Below are 23564 nucleotides of genomic sequence, written 5' to 3' on the forward strand. Positions count from 1 at the left end.
ATTTAATCAGCAAGCCCTAAATAATACCAATTTGATAAATGTTTGCTACAAATAATTTTCTAGGTGTTAGGTGTTAGGTGTGGTTTTAGGTACTAGGTGCTAGGTTTTAGGTTTTAGGTGGATTATTAGTTATTTACTAGCCAGTTTATTTGTAACATTCTTTTTTCAACTTGGTATAATGTTGAGTTTCGTGCCTCAACCCTACCTACATTAACTACATTCATTATCGAAGTGCGGAATGTGGGTTTTAACTTTGAAATTATGGCTTTTTTTTAACAACTAAAGTACCAGCTATCTTGTCATGTAATGTTTGCTTTTTTTTGGTAAAAGCTGCCATAATAAACCCAATTAGCAGAATTATTGACGAAATTGTTTTGGCGAAATACCTTCCATTAGCACGAGCAAATGATATGGGATTTCCATTTAAGTCTGTGATGATAATTCCCATTATTTTCTTCCCAAGAGTTGCTTTTATGGGTAAACTTTCAAGTCGCGTCAAATAAAACCATTTTAATATATTAGTGAATAAGATAAACGTTAGAGTCACTATATATGATGAATCTTCAAATCCTCCCTCGTTTAATCCTATTAAAATCATCAAAATAATACCGAAAATTCCTGTAGTTATACTGAAAGACCCCCAACGTATCCACCATCCAAAAGCACCTATTGAATTGATTATGTCATCAGACAAAAATTTATTATTTAAAATGATTTTGCCTAATAATCCCATTACGATTATCAGAATAATATTATCGAATACCCAAGCAAAAAAACGCCTAAAAAATCCTGCATATTCAGGAGGAGAAGAAACTACTGTTGATTGTTCTTCTTCCTGATTAGGTTTAGGCAAACCAGAACTCTGTTTTTCCTGATTTATATTCTTTAAATAGTTAAAAATATCTTGTGTATTTTGAGGTCTATGCCCTGGAAAAGGTTTCATTAAATAATCTATAAAATCACCCAAATCATTTGATACCTCAACACTATTTCGCCAAATTAAATCCCCCGTGTTAGAGTCTTCAGAAAAACTATTAGGATGCTTACCTGTTAATAAATAAACAAAAGTTCTCCCCAAAGCAAAAAAATCAGATTGCTGCACAGCTTTTCCATTCACTTGTTCCAATGGTGTATAACCAGGAGAAATAACTCCTGTTACTTGTTTCCCTGCTAATTGTTGTAGATAACTTTGAGTAACTTCTCTAGCTGTACCAAAATCAATTAATACTAACTGACTATTTTCTCTAATCATAATATTCGATGGCTTAATATCTCTATGAAAATATTCCTGTTGATGAACTTCATCCAAAATTTCTATCAACTGTTTTAACCATCTAAATGCTGCTTTTTGAGAAATAGGTTCAAAGTTGCGTTGCTGCATATATTTTTCTAAATCCATCCCTTCAATTTTTTCCATCACCAAACAATGCAAATATTCTTGATTATTTCTAGGTTGAAAAGTGAAATAACTGTCAGCTTCAACTCTAGGAATACCGGGATGATTTAAACTACTTAAAACCTCAGCTTCTTGTCGAAATAATTCAACTGCTTTAGGATGATTATTATGTAGAACTTTTAATACTTTGGGAGTGCCACAATCTTCCACTTCAAATGTTTTACCAAAACCACCGCCACCCAGGGGTCGAATGACTCGATAAATGTCTTGCAGCAACAGTTGGGAACCACAACTTTGACAAAATAAAGGAGTGCCACTATTTTGAGGATTAGAACATTGAGGATTTATGCAATAGCTCATGGCAGGTTGTTCAAAAATTAATAATTAATAATTAATAATTAATAATTAAGGCGTTGCTGAATTGAAGTATGAATGCACGATTGTTTGGTTCTAGTCAAGCCCACTAAATCCCCCAAAATTGGGGGACTTTTAGAGTTTTATTCCCCCCAAAATTGGGGGGGTCAGGGGGACTTGCATCATACCCATAATCAGCAACGCCATAATTAATAATTACCTCTCCTGTAAAAGAAGAGGATTGACTAATCATAAAAATTTTTCTTTATTATCCCCTTAAAAGGGGAAGCTTTAAACCATAATTTTTTGGTAAATGGTGCATCATAAAGAAGTCAGAAGTCAGAAGCAATCTATGACTGAGCTTTCAATGTCCAAATGTTGCACGAACAACATTGAGCAATGTCTGCAACCTTTGCTTAATTAAAATATAATATAGCAATCTTAGAAGTCCCATTTGCTACATCCAAGCCCCCGCGCATCCCCCAAAATTGGGGGACTTTTAAAAGCAAATTAACTCTTGTTCCCCCAAAATTGGGGGGCTAGGGAGCAAAATTCAGTATCAAAAAACTTTTCAGATATCCTCTCAGCAACAAATGTTTATTTAGCACTCAATTACCAAACTTCTGTTAAATCTAAAATAAATCCAGGCAACACATCTTCTCCATATAAACTATTAGGATTTTCTAATATTTCTACTTCCCGGTCTTGCCGATAAATCTCTACCTTTCGGTTTTTACTATCAATTAACCAACCTAACCTTGCACCATTTAGCTGATACTATTTCATATTTTTTGTAACTCTAAAATAGTATCATTTTTAGAACGTAATTCTACGACAAAATCGGGGCATAAAGGCGCAAAAGTTTCCTGTTATTCCCTAGTTAAACTATCCCATCTTTCCTGTTTTACCGAAAAATTGTGGGTATGCGCCTCCCCTTTTAAGGGGATAAAAAGCGGTCGAGAGATGGCGTTAGCGGAGCGGCTCTGTCAAGAGCGGGTTTCCTCGCCATATCTAATCTACCAAGAGAAAAGAGCATTCCTTATGTCAAGCCTCTTGCTTTCCTGCGGAATGCTGCGCAAACAGCTAGAGGTACTGATAACTGATAACTGATAACTGATAACTGAAATGACCCAGGCAGTATCAGGGGAGCGATCGCTACCATTAGGCAGATGAAAACCACTAGAAGAATTAAAAGCTACTCCTAACTTTGTGCGACGGTTCCATAACCATAATAGAGCTTCAATTCCTAAATTTTTTCTGCCAGTATCACTTCCTGTAGGTGTCATAATAATTAACTCCCCTGTAGCTGTTCTTTCTAACTGTAAATCTCGGTTAACCAGTGCTAACTTCAGAAATTGTTCGTGAGTAATTTTCAACTTAATTTCTTGGGGAATATTAACTGCTATTGTTTTAATTGAATTAGTTGTTACCATAATTTTTTACCGAAGAGGTTGTTTGAGAAGTCTCATTTGCTATATCAAAGCCCCCGCGCATCCCCCAATTTTGGGGGACTTTTACCAGCTAATGGAATTCTTGTTCCCCCAGAATTGGGGGCTATGGAATTCTTGTTCCCCCAGAATTGGGGGCTATGGAATTCTTGTTCCCCCAGAATTGGGGGCTAGGGGGCAAAATTCAGTATTAAACAACTTTTCAGATATCCTCGAAAAATAAAGATATAAATCCTCCCTTTTTAAGGGGATGAAAAAAATAAACTTAAGTATTTCAATCCTATAGGTTTTAACTAGAGGTACTGTTAACGAAGTCAGAAGTCAGAAGTCAGAAGCGGTGCGACCCCGCGACGACGCCAGCTCGGTTGCGGAACGCGCACTCCTGTGAGTCAGAAGTTATTTTTGTAACGGAGATTTGAGCAACTCTCCAAAAATATTTGGCCTTAAAAGAGGAAGTTTTAGACCCAATTATTTTGATAATTTAGGAGTACCAGGAAATAATTTTCTATTTTTAATAGTCCAAATTCAAGCCTTGCCAAAATTCTAAGTATAAATTTTTTATAAATAAATTTTAATTCTCTCTGATAACACTGAGGACTAAATGAATAATCAAGAGTATAAAGGGATAATATATTTTTTAAATAGGCCAACCAATAATGTTAGAACCACTCTTTACAGATAGCAGCGATCGCTCCTCAATATTTAGTAATTTAGAGAATGGAAAAATCTTCAATCTTCTCTAATTCCAGAAGAAGAAATCATCTTACCAACTGGCGAAAGAACTACAAATTTTTATGATTATGAATCTGATTTAGAAGCTGCCTTTCCTACCCAGAATTATGAAACAGAATTAGATGAAATTTTATTAACAAAACCAGAAATTATTACTACAGAATCAACACAGAATTCTGATGTCTTGAGGTCTGCTAGTCAAACAAAAAAAGACCCTCTAACAGGAATAGAAGAAGGAGAAGAACTGGTTGGAGCATCCATCAGTCAAGAACCACCTTTACTATTTACTGAAGTTTCTCCAAAAGGAGGAGTAAAAATCAACTTTGAAAATACACCTATAATTCGTCAGCGACAAGTTGAATTAGACTTTAATCTTCTAGATGACACAGATAAATCTGACAAAACCCTCAGATTAAACTTATTTTCAGATGTCACCCTAGATGTTCAACTTGACGAAGTAAAAACTTCACCAAATCAACAAGACTGGGTACGAACAGGTAAAGTAGTAGGAGTCGAAAATAGTCAAGTTATTTTGATTAGCAGTAAAGATGAAAGTAATATTTTAGGAGAAATTAGACTAGGTTACCAAGACCCAGAAAAACAAGATGAATTTTATGAAATTCGTTCCTTAGACCAAGATGAATTTGTAGTTAATCAACTAGAAACTTCCTCCTTTTCTCATTGTCATATTTGTGGCGGTGGTCATCAAACACCCAACCATCAAGATAACCAATCAAATTTAGAAGACGCTCTTGGTAATGGCAGTTTTGATAGTGTTTTTGGTGGATTTGTCCCTAAAAAAATAATACCATTATCTAATAACAACAAAATCAACGGTTTATTAACTCAAACCCGTTGGGAGACAGGAGAAGACAATACAATTACTTATAGCTTTTTATCAAATCAAGCAGTTAATTCATACTATGGAAGAGAAAATCCATTACCACTAACTGACCCAATTAAAAGAAATGTCACGGAGATTTTTGATCTCTTTGAACAATATCTAGATGTCACATTTAAAGAAGTAGCAGATACAGCAGATAACTACGGTCAAATACGCATAATGTTATCCAATGGACCATTAGCAGGTGGATCTCGTGGTTATGCATACCAACCACCAGGTACAATAGAAAATCCTATTGATGGAGATATACATTTATCATCTGTTTATCGACACGAATATGAGGATGTTCCTGGAAGTTATGGTTATATAACTATCGCCCATGAAATAGGTCATGCTTTAGGTTTAAAACATCCTGGTAATTATAGTTCTGGAGAACGGGGTCCTTTCTTGTCTTATGCTCAAGATAACAATACTAATACCATGATGACCTACATTGGTTTGGGTGGTTTAAATCAATATTCCACGACACCAATGACTTATGATATTCAAAGTTTACAATATTTATATGGTAGAAATAACAACTTTAATTCCCAAAATACAACCTATTCATTTGATAGTGTTTATGGATTTTCTGATGGTAATCAATATTTAGGCAGTGCTGACACAGGAACAAAAGTAACGCTTTGGGATGGGGGTGGTTTTGATACTATCGATCTATCCAAACTTCCTGCTTTAGAATTAGAAGATTTTAGTTATGATTATCGCATAGATTTAAGAGAAGGTGGGTTAATTACTACTGCTGACGCTTACAATAAACATGAATATGTTGCATTTCAGGACACCAGTGGTAGGAAATATAAAACTACTACATCTGGTACAGCGATCGCTTATGATGCAGTTATCGAAAATCTGATTAATTCTGGTGGAGATGATTTAATTTATGCTAATAGTGCTGCTAATAAGTTTAGCGGTTATGCACCAGGAGAATATACAGGAAATGATAAGATTTTCAGGACAAATCAAAAGGATGTTTTAGACTTGTCAGAATATAGTAGCTCCCAGGTAACAAGAAGTCGAAATAGGAAAGATTTAATTCTCGACCTAGGTGAAGAAAATGGTTCAATTACTATTTCTAATTATTATGGAGTTAAAGCAGGAAGGCGAATGAAGATTTTGTATGACGAACCAACTACACCAGAAATTACTATCAATGATATTACTGTAAATGAGGGTAATAGTGGAATACAGAGACCGAAGTTTACAGTCAATCTCAGCGAACCTAGTGACAAGACGGTGAAAGTTGATTTTGTTACCACAAATAATCAAGCTCAAGCAGGTTCAGATTATCGACCTCGTAGTGGTACTGTTACTTTCAGACCAGGTCAAACCACAAAACAAATTACTGTACCAGTTTTCGGAGATACTGCTGATGAATTGGATGAGAAATTCTTGGTCAAACTTAGTAAACCCCGAAATGCTACTATTGCCGATAATAAAGGTGTGGCAACTATTAAAAATGATGATTTAGCAAGTATTTCTATTAATCGTGCTACAGTAACCGAAGGTAATAGGGGTAATAAGAATGCGAGGTTTGAAGTAACTCTTGACCGAGAAAGTCCGAGGACAGTCAAAGTAGATTATCAAACTAATGATAGTACAGCTATCAGTGGGTCAGACTATCGTTCGAGAGAGGGTACGATAACATTTAGACCTGGTCAGACAAAGAAGATAATTCGAGTACCTATTATTGGTGATACAGAAGTTGAAAAACAGGAATATTTTTGGGTACAATTAAGCAATGGTCGAAATGCAGAAATAGACCAAGATAATAGTGCGGGTTTAGGAACTATTAGAAATAATGATAATTAGAATTCAGAATTTATAGCGCTGTGCGCAGGCAACAGGCAACCCACCCCTCGCCCCTCCCAGGAGGGGAATAAATTGCTGATAATATAAGACTTTTAGCTATTTAGCCCCTCCTGCAATTATAGAAAGAGAAGAATTGACAGGATTTGAGGATGAAAATGATGAGTATGAACGCTATGGACTTTATTTTGATGAACCGATAGGTTATCAAATTCGAGCAGACGGTAGCAGTCTTGCGCTTTATTATGCTGAAATAAAAATTGTTAAAGGAGGTAATCAATACCATGTTATCCGTCGCACAAAACCTCGTCGAGCTAGGTGATGATTGGGAATTTATCGAACTATGGGTAGCTCCGATTGTTTTTCCACCTCGAATTTTGATGTTAGTTGGTGGCAAACAGGGTAATTGTTGCATTTACCGAATAATTAAGGTTTAAAGCCTCTCCTTTTAAGGAGAAACAAGAAAAAATTTTCCTTTGATTCAATCCTCTTCCTTTTAGGGAGAGGTAATTATCAATTATCCATTATCAATTATCAATTATTGAAGATGCCACTGCTAATTACAAACCTTTGTTTGAGAGCGCTATTTATGATGAAGCACACTCATGGTTAGTTGAGGATGATTACGAGCGTGTGGATGGTCGTCTTTTGTCTGGAGAAATTTTTTAGTTTGAGGGCGATCGCTCTTGTTACATCTCCAGAAGGAAAAAGCGATCGCTCCTTAAACGTGGTTGGTTTTGGAGGAGCGATCATTCTTGTTTAGATAGCTAGTTACCTTGGCTGTGCATTGCCATCAGGTGGCAACTATACACATGAATTTATTAATTTCCTTATCACTAGAGTTGATAACCCACAGGAAGTGTATCACTCCAAGCAAGGTTATCATCCTTGTCAATGACAATTAGCTCTCCATTCTCAACTGCTTGCTTTACTAAACTTGCTAGAGCTATTTCATTTGCATTAGGATTATTGGCAGCTATTTTTCGTCCTACTTCATTGTTATATAAGTCCATAGTTTCGCTGATGTCGGAAACGTATGGTGTTGCTTCGTGGGCGATCGTAAATTTAGCAGTCCACTCTTCTCCAAATTTCTGGGTTAATAAACTATTCCAATAGGCGTGACGGAAGGCATCTCGGTGTCCATCAACGTCAATGTCATTCGGAAATTGTTGTATCGCATACAGTTTTGCTGTACCAGTCATTGTCACATATAATATTTGCTGCTTTAGATTAAGTTCGTTTAGCATTGTTTCTTCGGTCGGAGTTATATCCGACATTCTGGTTGGTATCCGTTCCTCAAACCCAGGTATTGAGACTGTCTCAGGTATTAGATTGCCTATTATTCCATAACTTGGCCACTCTTTTACAAGTTCATGCTCCTCAATATCCTCAACCTTGTAGTTCTTAAGTATTTCCTGCAACAAACGATCTGGAGACTCAATTTCTTGATTACTGTCATCTTCAGTAATATCTTGATTGCCGTCATTTTCGGAATCAGACAATGGCAAGTTTCTACCACCATTAGAGTAGTTAAAAATTCCTTCTATCTCAAATGGTTTTGATTTAAAACTACCACCTTCATAATATCCAACATCAACGTGCAAATGAGGAGCCGTACTCCAACCAGAATTTCCAACTCGTCCTATCATTTGACCTGCATATACTTGTTGACCTACTCGTAACCCTGCATCTGAATTAGAGTTTTGCTGAAGGTGCAAATACCTGGCAATATAACCATTGTCATGTTCGATTTCTACCAGGTTTAGCTGGTTAGGAACGGCAGTATCTGGATGATAATCAACCACTTTCTTTACCTTTCCTGGACGCATAGCATACACCGGTTCACCAAAGTCTGCCCAACCAGGAATGCTAATATCTATGGCGTAATATAAATTACCGGTATGACTAAAACTGCCACCAGGCAACTGTGAAAGATACCATCCGCTGCCTCGAACAGGAGATTGGAATCCTGTTAGGGGGTCAGATTCTGTTGGGTTAGAATGCAAATCTGTCCAACCGTCAGGAAGAACATACTCCTCTTCCAGCACGAATAAACCCATTTTGTACCATTGAGTCAAATTCCCATCAGCCTCGCGCCACTGCCAAGCATTATCATCAGTACCAATGCCAAACACTTCTATGTTGCCATCGTCCGCTTGAATAACATTCAGGTCTTTGGCAAGTAAACCCATCTTGTACCATTGAGTCAAATTCCCATCAGCCTCGCGCCACTGCCAAGCATTATCATCAGTACCAATGCCAAACACTTCTATGTTGCCATCATCGGCTTTAATGACACTCAGTTCTGTGGCAAGTAAGCCCATCTTGTACCATTGAGTCAAATTGCCGTCATCCTCGCGCCACTGCCAAGCATTATCATCAGTACCAATGCCAAACACTTCTACGTTGCCATCGTCCGCTTGAATAACATTCAGGTCTTTGGCAAGTAAACCCATCTTGTACCATTGAGTCAAATTACCATCAGCCTCGCGCCACTGCCAAGCATTATCATCAGTACCAATGCCAAACACTTCTACGTTGCCATCGTCCGCTTGAATAACATTCAGGTCTTTGGCAAGTAAACCCATCTTGTACCATTGAGTCAAATTACCGTCATCCTCGCGCCACTGCCAAGCATTATCATCAGTACCAATGCCAAACACTTCTACGTTGCCATCGTCCGCTTGAATAACATTCAGGTCTTTGGCAAGTAAACCCATCTTGTACCATTGAGTCAAATTACCATCAGCCTCGCGCCACTGCCAAGCATTATCATCAGTACCAATGCCAAACACTTCTATGTTGCCATCGTCCGCTTGAATAACATTCAGTTCTGTGGCAAGTAAGCCCATCTTGTACCATTGAGTCAAATTGCCGTCATCCTCGCGCCACTGCCAAGCATTATCATCGGTACCAATGCCAAACACTTCTATGTTGCCATCGTCCGCTTGAATAACATTCAGGTCTTTGGCAAGTAAACCCATCTTGTACCACCGGGTCAAATTACCATCATCCTCGCGCCACTGCCATACTTCGTTATCTTGACCTATTCCAAAGGCTTGCAAATTACCATTTGAGTCTTCAACAGTTACAAGATTCCCCTTTGGAGCTAATATAGAATAAGGTTCCTCCTCAACTTCCTTCCAATTAAAACCAAAATAAGCATCTTGGTCATTTTCATAGTGGAAAAATCCCACATAATACCGACCCCCTTTATCTCCTGGGATTGTATGAGTGAATTTGTCTGTTTCTTCCTTTCTTCCTACTGTACTTTGCCACTCATTCTCTGGTGTCACCCAACGCCACTCATCAGTATCAAGATTTTTCAGCCAAATCTGATACCCATCATCGCCCTTGGCTTCAAATTCATAAGTTTTACCGCCCTCTAAATCTACCTCAGTGTAAGCTTTGACCAGAAAATGATCTGTCGGCAGTTGAGAATATCCTTTAACAGAGCCAAATCCCCAATCAGCATTATTAATGCCGTTGCGACCGTCATCGAAAATTTCTCGAATGTTAGAACCTAAATTTAGTTTCCCAACGAGTTCAAAGCTTGTATGATCATTGACATTCACAGGTGAGGGGGCACCCCTACTTGCATCCCATTTAGATACCCAACCTTGCCACTCTTCTCGTTCGTTGACTGCTGGTTCTGCTATAATTCCTTGCTTTATGGTGAAGTAGCGATCGCCAAAATCATAAACATTACCATCGGTGGTACTAGCAATCTTAATATTGTAGTCGCTGCCAGCAGTTAAGTCCGTAGGTATTGTCCAACTGTAGCTACCGTCGCTTGTGGTGCTACTGTTAATAGTCCTTTGGAAGATATTACCTTTGTACAAGTCGATTTTGACATTTTCACTTATATTGTCATTCCAACCAATATTAATGGTGTCTCCTGGTTCCCAACTTCCCCCAATATTAGGAGCAGTAACAGTGATAAAACCTGGTTCTACTACTGTGAAGTTACTGTCGCCAAAATCCGAAATATTTCCATCGGTGGTACTAGCAATCTTAATATTGTAGTCGCTGCCAGCAGTTAAGTCCGTAGGTATTGTCCAACTGTAACTGCTGTCGCTTGTGGTGCTACTACTAATAGTCCTTTGGAAAATACCACCTTTATACAAGTCGATTTTGACATTTTCACTTATATTGTCATCCCAACCGATATTAATGGTGTCTCCTAATTCCCAACTACCCCCAATATTAGGAGCAGTAACATTGATGTAATAATTTGGCAGTGGATCTTCTACCTCCAAACTCAAACTATAGTCAGTACCTGCTCCACCTTTAGATTTTACCCGCAAGTAATAAGTACCAGCACTCAGGGATTGATTAATTGACTCGCTCCTGCTACCAGAGTTAGTCGATCGCCCGACAACCCCTCTCGTCCCCTTCTTCCACAAATGCAAATCCGCATTACCACTCAATTCTTCTAGGGAAATATCTACATCCCTTTCCCCATCTAAAGCAAAAGTGTAAAAGTCATTGCGATCGCTCCTCCCCACAAAGTCATTGTAAGATTTGCTACCGCTGAGACTTCCTAATTCTCGCGCCTTGCGCCTGTTGTCCCCGGCATTATCTGGAGCTATTTCGCTGAAGTTCAACTCTAAATCATAATCTGTTGAATCCCATTTACTCCTGGATTTCACCTGTACATAATAATCACCTGGGTTCAAAATGCGACTAATACTTTCGGAAGCACTACCACCGCGCCTCGACTTTTTAATCACTTTACCTCGACTGTTGTGCAGAAACAGGTCAGCATTATCCCTCAGATCGGATAAGTCAATCTCTACTTGACCCCTATTATCGACGCTAAATTTATAAAAGTCTTTGCGGTCTCTCCTACTCACTGAATCGCTATAAAATTCGTTCCCGTTCAGAGTACCAATATTCTCAGCTTTACGACGGTTGTTACCTGGGTCTGAGAGCTTCGAGCTTCGCCGTTTAATTTCTACCCGATCGGAAGTTTCGTATACTAGGGAAGCAATTTCTTCCACTGAATTATTTTCTTCTCCTGTCAGTGAGTCTTTTTCCTCTTTTGAGGTATTCTCCAATGACTCCTGAGACTTACTTGAGCTAAACAATGCCGAATTGTTCTGGGCCAGTAACAGTTCATCATCGCGATTTAGATTTTCAATTTTTAGTTCCGAACTTTCGGCACTGGAGCTAATAGCACTAAGCGATCCCAGGTCATCACTGACTTCTATTGCCAACATTTGGTCAGTAGATTTTAACCCTAAACCACTAGCTTCTCGATCAAAAATAGTATCCATAATATCCTGCTTCATAAAACTGATATAAAGCGTCACATGAGGTGACAAACAGAGAAATAGTATGACTAACTATTTGACTCAATTTGCTACAGTACCATAATATTTATGCTCTAAAAAATCAGAAAATTTACTGAATTTATTGAAAACTCGTAACCTGTAATATCAGGACTTACGCAAAATATCAATATTCCACGACACCAATGACTTATGATCTTCAAAGTTTGCAATATTTATAGGCTTTGTTGCATGAAAGTAGCGTTCTTAACATCCATTCCGCAGCTATATGGCTCTAAGCACGCGATTATTGATGTTCTATTGATCTATTGTCCAATAGTTATTGCTATGCTGATTCGCGTTGGCGGAGCAAGTGTGGCAGCTATATCGCTCTCTATTGATGTTCTATAGCAATTGTAAATATGCCAGCGCACATTGCTATATTTAATTATTAATTAGTTAATTATTCGGTAAAATGCTAAAATAATTTTATCTTTAGTAATACCAGCATCATATCTATCTTTTGTTGGCATTATTTTTGATTTTTAGTCTTTCGTTATTTTTGATGTTGCTAGGTGCGTTATGCGATCGCTAACAGCACCCTACTAAACCTCTTCTTTTTCTAAATTGGACTAGATTCTAAAAGCAAAGAATAATTTGTATTACCGCTAAACTCAGAAACTCGGACAAAATAATTACCCTCTGCTAAGAAATCAATATCTATTATTTCATCAAAAGTACCTTCATTTCTTGACTCAGCAAAAACCTCTAAAATTTCCACCACTCCATTATTATTAATATCTTCAATTAACTCCACATCTGCATCCCCAACTAAACCAGTTAATACAACATCTAAACTACTAGAGTATTCAAAATAAAGCTATAAATATCAACTGGGTTTCCATCTCCGACAAAATTACTAGCTTCTGCGGTTCCCAAAACTCCAAATCACCAGTAATATTCAACAAATTATCTCTAAAATCTGGAGGCGTACTCAAACGATTTTCTGGCAAACCAACTAAAATGTAATGTTGAATTGCACTAATAAAACTACCATTATTTAATAACTCCACTACATCCTGATTTTGACTAAGATAAAAATCTGTATCAAACAAAAAACTAGGATCGCGATTTTCAAATTGACCAAACCTAACATAATGTTCAAAAGGCGTTAATTCTGATGATTCTAATGCTGTAGCTAATTCAGGATTAGAGGTATAAAAAGCAGTATTAAAAAAAGGACTAGGGTCACGATTTTCAAATTGACCAAAGCTAATAAAATGTTCCACTGCCGTCAGACTACCTGCTTCAATAGCAGCAGCTACACCAGTATTAATTTCAAGATAAAAGCTAGTATCAAATAAAGCATTGGGGTCGCGATTTTCAAATTGACCCACATTCACAAAATGTTCCAACCCACTACTGAAATTACCCGCAGCAATTTCATCTACAACATCAGGGTTTTGAAATAAATAAAATTCTTCATCAAACAGAGTTTCAATAGTTAACATTTCTTAAAAAAATATTTTTGAGTTTACATTGTAACCTAAGCAATGTTATCTTACTACAATCGTTCATTTCTGTATGCTTTAAATTCAAAATTTATACTTAAAAATTAAGGGACATTAATTATGAGTAAATCTTCTTTAATGAAAATCCTACGTCGTGCTTATGGCATTGCCAATACGTCGCGAAAAACAGGAATTCCCACCGATGAATTATTAGGAATGGTCAGAGAAGCTCAAAGTAATAAATTTCGGACTACTCGCCGTCGCTTATTACAAGGTGGTTTAGGGTTTGCTGGGGCAATGGCAGCTTCTAATTTCTTCAAAGGTGGACAACGAGCAATGGCTCAACAAAGACCTATATTAATAGTAGGTGCAGGAATTGCGGGACTAACTGCAGCTTACCGTCTCACTCAGGCAGGAGTACCAGTAAATGTGATAGAAGCTAGAAATAGAGTGGGCGGTCGGATTAGAAGTATCTCGAAAATTGCCGGAACAACTATTGATGCTGAATTAGGGGCAGCTTATATTGACTCTGAACACGTTTGCATTCGTGACTTAGCAGCAGAACTGGGATTGACAGAATTCGATCTGGTAGCTGGTGAGGAGGGGTTAACGCCAGAAATTTACTTTGCTGAGGGTAGAATTATTCCGATAGAAGAAATTATTAATGATTTTGCTCCTGTTGCCGAAAGGATAGATGAGACTCTGATAGCAATTGATAATTTTGAAGATTATAGGACTTTTGACCAACCTACCGCAGATATAGATAATCTCTCAATTACCGAATATCTAGAAACTATTCCTACTAGCACCACTTTGCGACAGATGCTGGAAGTAGCTTACAATTCTTTCTATGGTTTGGATGCTAACGAACAGTCGAGTTTGAATCTAATATATATTATTGGCACTGAACCCAATACATTTGAATTATATGGTTCTGCTGACGAACGTTATCGAATTATTGGTGGTAATAGTCAAATTATTAACAGTCTTGCTAATCTTCTACAAGGTTCCATTGAAACTAGCACAGTTTTAGAAGCAATAACAACTTTATCAGATGGTAGTTACAGAGTTAGTTTGAGGTCTGGAGAAAGAACTTTTGACCGTACTTATGAAAGAATTGTTTTAACTATACCTTTTCCGGTACTCAGACAAGTTCAACTCAACGTCGATCTACCACAAGTTAAAAGATTTGCTATTGATAATTACGGTTTTGGTACAAATTCTAAGTTACATATAGCTTTTAATAACCCAGTTTGGCGCACTCGGTTTGGTTCAAGTGGGGAAACTTATGTAGATTTAGGGTTTCAAAATACCCGAGAAGTTGCCCCAACAAGTCCGACTACGGAGGGTGTGCTGGAATTTTTGCCTGGTGGGAATTTAGGGGTAGTTTTAGGTAGCGGAACACCAGAAGACCACGCACAACGCTTTTTGCCAGAGCTTGATTTGGTATATCCGGGAATAAGTAGCGATCGCATCGGTCGGGCAGTCCGGACTTATTGGCCTGGAGAATTATATACTCAGGGTTCATATACTTGTTATCGACCAGGGCAATATGTTCAATTTTTTGGTGTTGAAGGCGAGAGAGTAGGCAATATATTTTTTGCTGGCGAACATACTTCTTTAGATTTTTCTGGTTATATGGAGGGTGGTTGTGAGAGTGGTGAAATAGCTGCGATGGAAATTCTAGAAGATTTGGGTTTAGCTTCTGCTGTTGAGGCGCTGAGGATTAGACAGTCTTTACAAGAAGAGCGTCGCGGTCCTCGCCCTCCGGGACCTAAAGCTACTGAGATTCGTGTAAAGCAAGGTTTACCAATTAGACAAAGGTAAGAATTTCGGCGTTGGTGAATTTAGCTATGATTTTCGTGGCTGTAGGAATAGGGAATAGGTATGGAGGGAATAGTAGGGACGTTGCATGCAACGTCCCTACAGATTATTTCGTTTACGGGTTTTTCGGGAGTAAGTAATGAAAGGGGTATTCATAATTCTTATGTTGATTATGGTTAGTCCAAATAGATTAATATCATGTCCGAACGCAATCGTTTGTGTAAAAGTTAGCGTAAATATCTACAGGGAATTTAAGTTTTTTTCTTGCTCTTTCTTAAGTTTTTCTGTCTATTCCCTATTCCCTATTCCCTACCTTTGCTATACAATACTGATGCTACCGGACATGATATAATTCATAGTTTGATTCACCAACGCCAGAATTTCTAGTTGATTAATATCAAGGTTTGATGGAAGGTAGTTGTGAGAGTGGTGAAATAGCTGCGATGGAAATTCTAGAAGATTTGGGTTTAGCTGCTGCTGTTGAGGCACTGAGGGTTAAACAGTCTTTACAAGTAAGTCGTCGTAGTGGCCGAAGACAGGGACCTAGAGGTAATGGTGTTCGCAGAAGGCGGGGTTTACCACTAAAGTAATACCAATTCCCAAAAATAATGCTATACTTCCAATGCGACTTCAGTTATTAAGTAATAATTTAGACATTTACTGTGGTATACTAGATTTATGTCTAACTTATTAACTATATATGAAACAGCAGAACTGCGCCCTTAGTGCCAACAAAAACAATAATCATGAAATCTTTTAAGACTAAGCTCAAACTTAACAATCAGCAAAAAACAATACTTGCTAAACACGCAGGAGTAGCTCGTCATGCTTATAACTGGGGATTAGCAACTTGCATAAAAGAGTACGAAGAAACTAAAAAACGCCCAAGCGCCATCACCCTGCATAAACGTTTAGTAGCCGAAGTCAAATCAATTAATCCTTGGTATTATGAGGTATCTAAATGTGCCCCACAGCAAGCATTAAGAGATTTAGAGAGGGCATTTAAAAACTTTCTAACTATTCCTGAACGTGGATTTCCAGTCTTTAAAAAAAAAGGCAGAAAAGACAGCTTTTACTTAGAAGGAAGTATTAATATTTTACAAGGAAACTACATACAATTACCCAGAATAGGAATAGTAAAAACTTATGAAATCTTACCTTCAGTACAAGTAAAAAATGTCAGAATAGCCTCTTTCAGAGGAGCTTCGCTAACAAAAAAAGCAGATAGTTGGTACATCAGTTTTAAATATGATATTGAAACAGCTCCAACAGAAAAAATTGGAGAAACTATTGGTGTAGATATTGGCATAAATACTTTAGCAACCTGTTCTGATGGCAGTAAATTTGCTAACGTCAAAGCCTACAGGAAAGCAAAAAAAAAAGATTAGTTCGTCATCAACGTGCAGTCAGCAACAAAGTTATTGGTTTCCTGCGGAATGCTACGCAAACCAAAAACAGACGCAAAGCAGTAAAAAAACTAGCAAAGGTTCACAAAAAAAGCGGATGCGACCCCGCGACGACGTCAGTCGCAAGGGAACGCGCACCAAGCAGTAGCTGATATTAGAGCAGATGCACTACATAAACTCACTTCATGGTTAGCTAAAAACCACAGCACCATAGTAATTGAAGATTTGAATGTAAGTGGAATGCTCAAGAATCACAAACTAGACCCACCCCTCTAGCTCCCCTCCCGGGAGGGGATGGGGGTGGGTTGTGGATTTTATGAATTCAAGCGTCAACTTACATACAAATGTGAATGGTACAGCAGTGAATTAGTCATAGCTGATAGATATTATCCAAGTTCTCAAATATGTTCAAACTGTGGGCATCAACAGAAAATGCCGTTGCACTTGAGAACTTATGAGTGTAGTGAATGCAGTTTTGAAACTGATAGAGATTTTAACGCTGCTGTCAACCTGAAAAACTATGTGAATCAGTAGCTTGAGAACAAGAGCGATTTTAAGCCTGTGGAGAGAATAAGTTACAGACTGCGGTCAGTGGTTCTCACAGAAGCAGGAAGCTAGCTCCAAAACCTATGCGAACGTGTATGGGTAAGTTTGGGTAAGTTTAGTAGAACGGCGCATGATATAAGTCCTGTGATAATGAGACCTCAAAAATGACCAAATCTTCCATAATGACAATACTAAGTCGCGCTCATACTATTGCCAGAATGTCAAGACAAACTGGTATCCCTAGTGATGAATTATTAGGAATGGTAAAAGAAGCTAAAGCTAGGAAATTTCCGAATGCTTGCAGTCCCTTATTAAAAGATAGTTTAGACTTAGCTCAAAAATTTAAAGTTTCCCTTTTGTCCAAGGGTGGAGAAAGGACAATGGCTCAAACAACTCCAGTATTAATAGTAGGAGCAGGAATTGCTGGATTAACTGCTGCTTATCGTCTAACTCAAGCGGGAGTTCCAGTAAACGTGATTGAAGCAAATAACCGTGTAGGGGGGTAGAATCCGAACTCGCCAAAAAGCATTAGGTACTCCATTTGCTGTTGAACTTGGTGGGGAATTTATCTACGCCGAGCATATTTATTTGCGTAGTTTGATTGAGGAATTAGGATTACATCTTGTAGATTTGCACGCAGTGGATGAAAATTTGGAAACACAAGAGACTTACTTTTTTGAAGGTCGCAAGGTTTCATTGGCAGAAATTACCACAGATTTTGCACCAATTGCAGAGCAGATTAATAGAGATTTTGAGGCGATCGCTAATTTTAAGGACTATACTACAAAAATTCCAGCAGCAGTAGAACTAGATAATATCTCAATTGCTGAATATTTAGACCAAATTCCTCAAACTACACCAGCAATTCGCGAGCTAGTCAAAGCTGCTTATGAAACTTACTACGGTCTAAATATGGAAGAGCAGTCTAGTCTCAATTTAATCTATATAATAGGTGCTCAACTAGGTAAGTTTGGCATTATTGGTGTTACCGAGCAACTTTTTTTATGTACAGGGAGGTAACGAACTGATCCCCCAAAAGTTGGCAAATTTAGTCTCTAATTCTATTGAGACGGGAACAATATTAGAAGCGATAAATTATCTTTCTGATGGTCGGTATCGAGTGGTATTAAGGTCGGGGAACAGTACTTTTGAACGTACTTATGAGAGAATTTTGCTCACATTACCTTTAACTTTGTTAAGAAAAGTTCAGATTAATGTAGATTTGCCACCTTTGAAAAAGTTATCTATAGATACTGCTAGTTATGGAACGAACTCTAAGTTAATTACTACTTATCAAGAGAAAATTTGGCGTACTCGCTACAACTCTACAGCTAATGTCTATTTAGATTTAGGGTTTCAAAATACTTGGGAAACTTCTGAGAGTCGTTATCATCCAGGTATGGGTTTGATTACACAATTTGTTGGCGGTACTCCAGGTGTAGCAATAGGAACTGGTAGTCCTGAAATTCATGCTCAAAAATTGAATTCCCAACTCGAACGGGTTTTTCCTGGTATTAGTAATATTTCTATACCAGATCGGACAATTCGTAGTTATTGGTCAGGAGAAGTTTATACTCGTGGTTCTTATTTATGTTACAGACCGGGGGAGTGGACAAAGTTTTATGGTGTAGAAAGACAGCGAGTGGGTAATATTTTTTTTGCCGGGGAGCATACATCTTTTCTAGAAAATCAAGGTTATATGGAAGGTGGTTGTCAGACTGGTGAAATAGCTGCTATGGAAATTTTACAAGATTTAGGTTTAAAAGGTAGTGTTGAAGCAATGAGGAGTCAGCGAGCTAAGAGTTTGAGAAAGTATTAATAAGTTATTAGTGGTTCAAAACTAGCTCAAAGGTGCAAAAATAAGTTTACCAGTGATTAATAGACATCTCCAGAAAATAAACTTGCCTTTTATTTGCTATAAACTAGGGTTTAATTAATGGATAATGGATAATTACCTCTGGTTAAAACCGTCCTTGATTGAATATAAGGAAATATTATTTCTTTTTTTCCCTTGATATCAAATCCGGTTAATTGCACATAGAATTCGGTTATATAATATCTGTTTATAATTTCTTAAATTACTTCAACAGGACTTAGGCAGAACTACCATATCTAGTAGGGAAAATTTTCGTTACCACCTACAGATGGTGTCTGGTTTGATATGTGTGCATAATGTTCAAGCCTTTAATCTCCCCTACTCCCCCACTCCCCACTCCCCCACTCCCCTACTCCCAACTATATAATAAGTATTCAACCGGATTTGATATAAAAGGGGAGGCTTTTAACCAGAATTATTTAATTAATAATTATTAATTATTAATTATTCGGTAATACCAATTTGATCAATATTTGCTACAAATAGTTAGGCTATTTCTTAGGAGTCATAATTAATAGTTTAAATACCATTTTTCAGGTCATAAATCATTATTTTTGTCAAAGGAAATATCCTGCATTTGTCTTTTTATTGCTCTTACTATTCGTAACATTCTTTTTTCACGCTTGGTATAATAACTCAAAAAATTATTTTCCGTGTTTTTTTCCTAAAAATATCTTCCCTATTCCCTATTACCTATTCCCTAGTTTTACCGAAAAATTAAGGTATAAAGCCTCTCCATTGATGGAGAAAAAAGGAAAAATTCTTTTTAACCCAATCCTCTTCTTTTCAAAGAGAGGTAATTCTAAATTCTTGAAAAAGTCTATATTTTGATTCGTAAATGTCTAATATTTACTATGAAATACTTATATTTTACTATCTTAATACCATTGTTACACGGGGGAGTCGGTCGTCAATTATTACAGAATCATAAGGTGAATATATTTGCTCAAAATTCTGAGTTTGATAACCCAATTTGTTATATGGAAACTACGGAGGGGAAAATTATTAATTTAGTTAATCTCTGTGGCGATCGAGAAGATATTGATGAAGGTAAAAAAATTAGTTGCAAATCAGAATCAGAGAAAGTTAAATCTACAGAGATACCGATTAGTAATGTTAAGTATGATGGTAATTTTTTAACTGGTAAAGTTGCTAATCAAAGTTGTCAAATTGTGAAACAAATTAAAGTAAATTATCAGGTATTAGATGATGCTGGTAATATCATTGATAATGGGTTTATTTATGCTGAACCTAGTACGGTTGAACCGGGAAAAGTAGCATCGTTTAAAGGTAATGTTTCTCCGGGTGCTAAAGTAGAAACAACTTTTGTGGAATGGAATGAGTAAGGAATTTAGAATTTAGAATTTAGAATTTAGAATTTAGAATTTAGAATTTCAAAAATGATATGGGATAGTTAACAATATTAGAAATTCTGTTGCTTGAATTTTTTTGTTTATTTAGGTCTTGTAGATTAAATCTAAAAGCATTGACATATAAATACTTTAGCCTTTTTGGACTCGAAAAAAGTGCCTAGTTTTCAGCTCTTCATGCTCAAAAAGTTAGTATTTTAGGCGGCTTTGTTGGGCAGAAAAATCATTCTTACAAAACGCCCGCTCCTACCTCCTCGCTCATTCCCATTTCTCCTTTCTCCTGTCTCCTAACCCTACTAAAAGACTTTTGAGCGCAAACCCTATTTAGGTAATTACTTATAATCCATTGGCATAATTGTAAGCCTCTTTCTGTAATTCAAATATCTGCATCTGTTTTTCTATCAATATTAGGATTTTTCTTGAGTTTTTAATTGTATCTTCTGCTAGTTTTGTTTTTGAATTTTTGAGAAATTTAATTATCTCTTTATGTAAAATTGTTCGCTTTTTAAAATATTTTATTCTGTGTGCAAGTTCATTAAATTCTTCTACATTTTTATTTTTTGTATATCTATGTTTCAGTCTACGATACTGAGGATCAAAATATTGAATCAATAAGACAATAAACAATTTAATAGAAAGTAAAAATGCTTCTACAAATAGTTTCCAGTTTTTCAATTTAAACAATTTAAAGAGGTTGAAAAATAAGTATTGTCGTAACTCGTAAACAAAAACATCAATAACATCTTCTTTAACATTTATAGAACTCCAAAAATTAACTTGGAAATGTTTGCATGAAAACTCTTTGAGGGCAGCTCTCAGATTTTCTCTTTCATTCATACAACCAAGACAATAAATATATCCAAGATATGCCAAACATAATCTTTCATTATTTAGAATTCTGAATTTAGAATTCTGAATTTAGAATTTCAAAAATGATATGGGATAGTTAACAATATTAGAAATTCTGTTGCTTGAATTTTTTTGTTTATTTAGGTCTTGTAGATTAAATCTAAAAGCATTGAAATATAAATACTTTAGCCTTTTGGACTCGAAAAAGTGCCTAGTTTTCAGCTCTTCATGCTCAAAAAGTTAGTATTTTAGGCGGCTTTGTTGGGCAGAAAAATCATTCTTACAAAACGCCCGCTCCTACCTCCTCGCTCATTCCCATTTCTCCTTTCTCCTGTCTCCTAACCCTACTAAAAGACTTTTGAGCGCAAACCCTATTTAGGTAATTACTTATAATTCATTGGCATAATTGTAAGCCTCTTTCTGTAATTCAAATATCTGCATCTGTTTTTCTATCAATATTAGGATTTTTCTTGAGTTTTTAATTGTATCTTCTGCTAGTTTTGTTTTTGAATTTTTGAGAAATTTAATTATCTCTTTATGTAAAATTGTTCGCTTTTTAAAATATTTTATTCTGTGTGCAAGTTCATTAAATTCTTCTACATTTTTATTTTTTGTATATCTATGTTTCAGTCTACGATACTGAGGATCAAAATATTGAATCAATAAGACAATAAAAAATTAATAGAAAGTAAAAATGCTTCTACAAATAGTTTCCAGTTTTTCAATTTAAACAATTTAAAGAGGTTGAAAAATAAGTCTTGTCGTAACTCGTAAACAAAAACATCAATAACATCTTCTTTAACATTTATAGAACTCCAAAATTAACTTGGAAATGTTTGCATGAAAACTCTTTCAGGGCAGCTCTCAGATTTTCTCTATCATTCATACAACCAAGACAATAAATATATCCAAGATATGCCAAACATAATCTTTCATTATTTAGAATTCTGAATTTAGAATTCTGAATTTAGAATTTCAAAAATGATATGGGATAGTTAACAATATTAGAAATTCTGTTGCTTGAATTTTTTTGTTTATTTAGGTCTTGTAGATTAAATCTAAAAGCATTGAAATATAAATACTTTAGCCTTTTGGACTCGAAAAAGTGCCTAGTTTTCAGCTCTTCATGCTCAAAAAGTTAGTATTTTAGGCGGCTTTGTTGGGCAGAAAAATCATTCTTACAAAACGCCCGCTCCTACCTCCTCGCTCATTCCCATTTCTCCTTTCTCCTGTCTCCTAACCCTACTAAAAGACTTTTGAGCGCAAACCCTATTTAGGTAATTACTTATAATTCATTGGCATAATTGTAAGCCTCTTTCTGTAATTCAAATATCTGCATCTGTTTTTCTATCAATATTAGGATTTTTCTTGAGTTTTTAATTGTATCTTCTGCTAGTTTTGTTTTTGAATTTTTGAGAAATTTAATTATCTCTTTATGTAAAATTGTTCGCTTTTTAAAATATTTTATTCTGTGTGCAAGTTCATTAAATTCTTCTACATTTTTATTTTTTGTATATCTATGTTTCAGTCTACGATACTGAGGATCAAAATATTGAATCAATAAGACAATAAAAAATTAATAGAAAGTAAAAATGCTTCTACAAATAGTTTCCAGTTTTTCAATTTAAACAATTTAAAGAGGTTGAAAAATAAGTCTTGTCGTAACTCGTAAACAAAAACATCAATAACATCTTCTTTAACATTTATAGAACTCCAAAAATTAACTTGGAAATGTTTGCATGAAAACTCTTTGAGGGCAGCTCTCAGATTTTCTCTATCATTCATACAAGCAAGACAATAAATATATCCAACATAAGCCAAACATAATCTTTCATTTTTTTCCATACTCAGAGCATTTCTAAAACACTTGTATGCTTCACCTACAAAAAAAAATTTTCTCTCAATATCATAGGTTCTTTCACTATTTTGTAAGTCTCTAATACCTGAATTTAACTCTGTGTTTATCAATTTATCTATTTTGACATTTGAAGATTCTATGAAACCAGTTATTTCTGCTATTTTTATACCTGAATTAAAACCTTGAGCCAATAATGAAATACTAAAATCAACCATAATGATGTAACTAATATAGACAACTTTTTAGAGTATGGCAGGCAAATCTATTCTCAGATTTGGATACAGATAAAAATGTACTTGGAAGTATTTTTGAATCTTTTTCTATGGATGATTATAATTATAAATTTCACTAGATGAATAAGCATTTCCTGCGGAATGCTGCGCAAACAGCTATTAGCAGTCAGCTATTCCT

18 protein-coding genes and 2 pseudogenes are annotated in these 23564 nt (G+C 36.2%); 12 read left to right on the forward strand and 8 right to left on the reverse strand.

Translation table 11 applies throughout. The features are described 5' to 3' along the window. Positions 1-259: 259 nt before the first annotated feature. From SAGCYANO_RS49395 to SAGCYANO_RS22295, 3 genes and pseudogenes are all read right to left on the reverse strand, one after another. Positions 260-1756, reverse strand: coding sequence for an RDD family protein (locus SAGCYANO_RS49395; protein ID WP_202222077.1), 1497 nt, complete (start codon positions 1754-1756; stop codon positions 260-262). Positions 1757-2362: 606 nt separating this feature from the next. Then, positions 2363-2658: pseudogene (locus SAGCYANO_RS22290) on the reverse strand (Uma2 family endonuclease); the annotation flags it as partial. Positions 2659-2766: 108 nt separating this feature from the next. Next, positions 2767-3183: a Uma2 family endonuclease gene (locus SAGCYANO_RS22295; RefSeq protein WP_202222078.1), complete on the reverse strand. Its 417-nt coding sequence runs from the start codon at positions 3181-3183 to the stop codon at positions 2767-2769. Positions 3184-4114: 931 nt separating this feature from the next. Here SAGCYANO_RS22295 and SAGCYANO_RS22300 point away from each other — a divergent pair. The 3 genes from SAGCYANO_RS22300 (at position 4115) to SAGCYANO_RS47900 (ending at position 7403) form a co-directional block, all read left to right on the forward strand. Then, positions 4115-6643, forward strand: a complete 2529-nt coding sequence (locus SAGCYANO_RS22300) for a M10 family metallopeptidase (RefSeq protein ID WP_202222079.1) — start codon at positions 4115-4117, stop codon at positions 6641-6643. Positions 6644-6761: 118 nt separating this feature from the next. After that, positions 6762-6962: a hypothetical protein gene (locus SAGCYANO_RS22305; RefSeq protein ID WP_375339974.1), complete on the forward strand. Its 201-nt coding sequence runs from the start codon at positions 6762-6764 to the stop codon at positions 6960-6962. Positions 6963-7277: 315 nt separating this feature from the next. Beyond that, positions 7278-7403 carry a hypothetical protein gene (locus tag SAGCYANO_RS47900; protein WP_255502654.1) on the forward strand — a complete coding sequence of 42 codons (126 nt, stop codon included), beginning with the start codon at positions 7278-7280 and terminating at the stop codon, positions 7401-7403. 73 nt (positions 7404-7476) lie between these two features. On the opposite strand, the gene SAGCYANO_RS22315 is transcribed toward SAGCYANO_RS47900, so the two are convergent. The 3 genes from SAGCYANO_RS22315 to SAGCYANO_RS22320 all read right to left on the reverse strand — a co-directional run bounded on the left by SAGCYANO_RS22315 (position 7477) and on the right by SAGCYANO_RS22320 (position 13424). Further along, the gene (locus SAGCYANO_RS22315; protein ID WP_202222082.1) at positions 7477-11919 is read right to left on the reverse strand and encodes a DUF6973 domain-containing protein; all 4443 of its coding nucleotides are present in this window, start codon (positions 11917-11919) and stop codon (positions 7477-7479) included. Between the two features lie 616 nt (positions 11920-12535). Further along, complete coding sequence (locus SAGCYANO_RS45315; protein ID WP_237396512.1) at positions 12536-12730, reverse strand: hypothetical protein; 195 nt, start codon at positions 12728-12730, stop codon at positions 12536-12538. A gap of 52 nt (positions 12731-12782) precedes the next feature. Next, entirely contained in the window at positions 12783-13424 is a 642-nt protein-coding gene (locus tag SAGCYANO_RS22320) for a hypothetical protein (RefSeq protein ID WP_237396514.1), read from the reverse strand. A 120-nt stretch (positions 13425-13544) separates the two neighbouring features. On the opposite strand from SAGCYANO_RS22320, the gene SAGCYANO_RS22325 reads away from it, so the two are divergent. From SAGCYANO_RS22325 to SAGCYANO_RS22355, 9 genes and pseudogenes are all read left to right on the forward strand, one after another. Then, on the forward strand, positions 13545-15251 hold the full coding sequence (locus tag SAGCYANO_RS22325; protein WP_202222083.1) for an NAD(P)/FAD-dependent oxidoreductase: 1707 nt from the start codon (positions 13545-13547) through the stop codon (positions 15249-15251). Between the two features lie 404 nt (positions 15252-15655). After that, complete coding sequence (locus SAGCYANO_RS22330; RefSeq protein ID WP_202222084.1) at positions 15656-15838, forward strand: hypothetical protein; 183 nt, start codon at positions 15656-15658, stop codon at positions 15836-15838. A 156-nt stretch (positions 15839-15994) separates the two neighbouring features. After that, positions 15995-16636: a transposase gene (locus SAGCYANO_RS45320; RefSeq protein ID WP_237396516.1), complete on the forward strand. Its 642-nt coding sequence runs from the start codon at positions 15995-15997 to the stop codon at positions 16634-16636. A 105-nt stretch (positions 16637-16741) separates the two neighbouring features. Further along, positions 16742-16930: pseudogene (locus SAGCYANO_RS45325) on the forward strand (transposase); the annotation flags it as partial. A 24-nt stretch (positions 16931-16954) separates the two neighbouring features. Next, positions 16955-17188 (forward strand): transposase, encoded by a 234-nt coding sequence (locus tag SAGCYANO_RS45330; RefSeq protein ID WP_237396517.1) that lies wholly within the window; start codon positions 16955-16957, stop codon positions 17186-17188. A 176-nt stretch (positions 17189-17364) separates the two neighbouring features. Beyond that, positions 17365-17706 (forward strand): FAD-dependent oxidoreductase, encoded by a 342-nt coding sequence (locus SAGCYANO_RS45335; protein ID WP_237396519.1) that lies wholly within the window; start codon positions 17365-17367, stop codon positions 17704-17706. Between the two features lies 1 nt (position 17707). Further along, positions 17708-18220, forward strand: a complete 513-nt coding sequence (locus tag SAGCYANO_RS22345; protein ID WP_375339975.1) for a hypothetical protein — start codon at positions 17708-17710, stop codon at positions 18218-18220. A gap of 19 nt (positions 18221-18239) precedes the next feature. Further along, the gene (locus tag SAGCYANO_RS22350) at positions 18240-19019 is read left to right on the forward strand and encodes an FAD-dependent oxidoreductase (protein ID WP_237396521.1); all 780 of its coding nucleotides are present in this window, start codon (positions 18240-18242) and stop codon (positions 19017-19019) included. Between the two features lie 911 nt (positions 19020-19930). Next, entirely contained in the window at positions 19931-20422 is a 492-nt protein-coding gene (locus SAGCYANO_RS22355; protein ID WP_237396522.1) for an FxLYD domain-containing protein, read from the forward strand. Positions 20423-20782: 360 nt separating this feature from the next. Here SAGCYANO_RS22355 and SAGCYANO_RS22360 read toward each other — a convergent pair whose 3' ends face one another. Both SAGCYANO_RS22360 and SAGCYANO_RS22365 read right to left on the reverse strand, forming a co-directional pair. Then, entirely contained in the window at positions 20783-21283 is a 501-nt protein-coding gene (locus tag SAGCYANO_RS22360) for a hypothetical protein (protein WP_202222088.1), read from the reverse strand. A gap of 1569 nt (positions 21284-22852) precedes the next feature. Continuing rightward, positions 22853-23368 carry a hypothetical protein gene (locus SAGCYANO_RS22365; RefSeq protein ID WP_202222089.1) on the reverse strand — a complete coding sequence of 172 codons (516 nt, stop codon included), beginning with the start codon at positions 23366-23368 and terminating at the stop codon, positions 22853-22855. Between the last annotated feature and the right edge of the window lie 196 nt (positions 23369-23564).

It is taken from the genome of Okeania sp. KiyG1 (genome assembly GCF_014132355.1).
In the GTDB taxonomy this organism is placed as follows: Bacteria; Cyanobacteriota; Cyanobacteriia; order Cyanobacteriales; family Microcoleaceae; genus Okeania.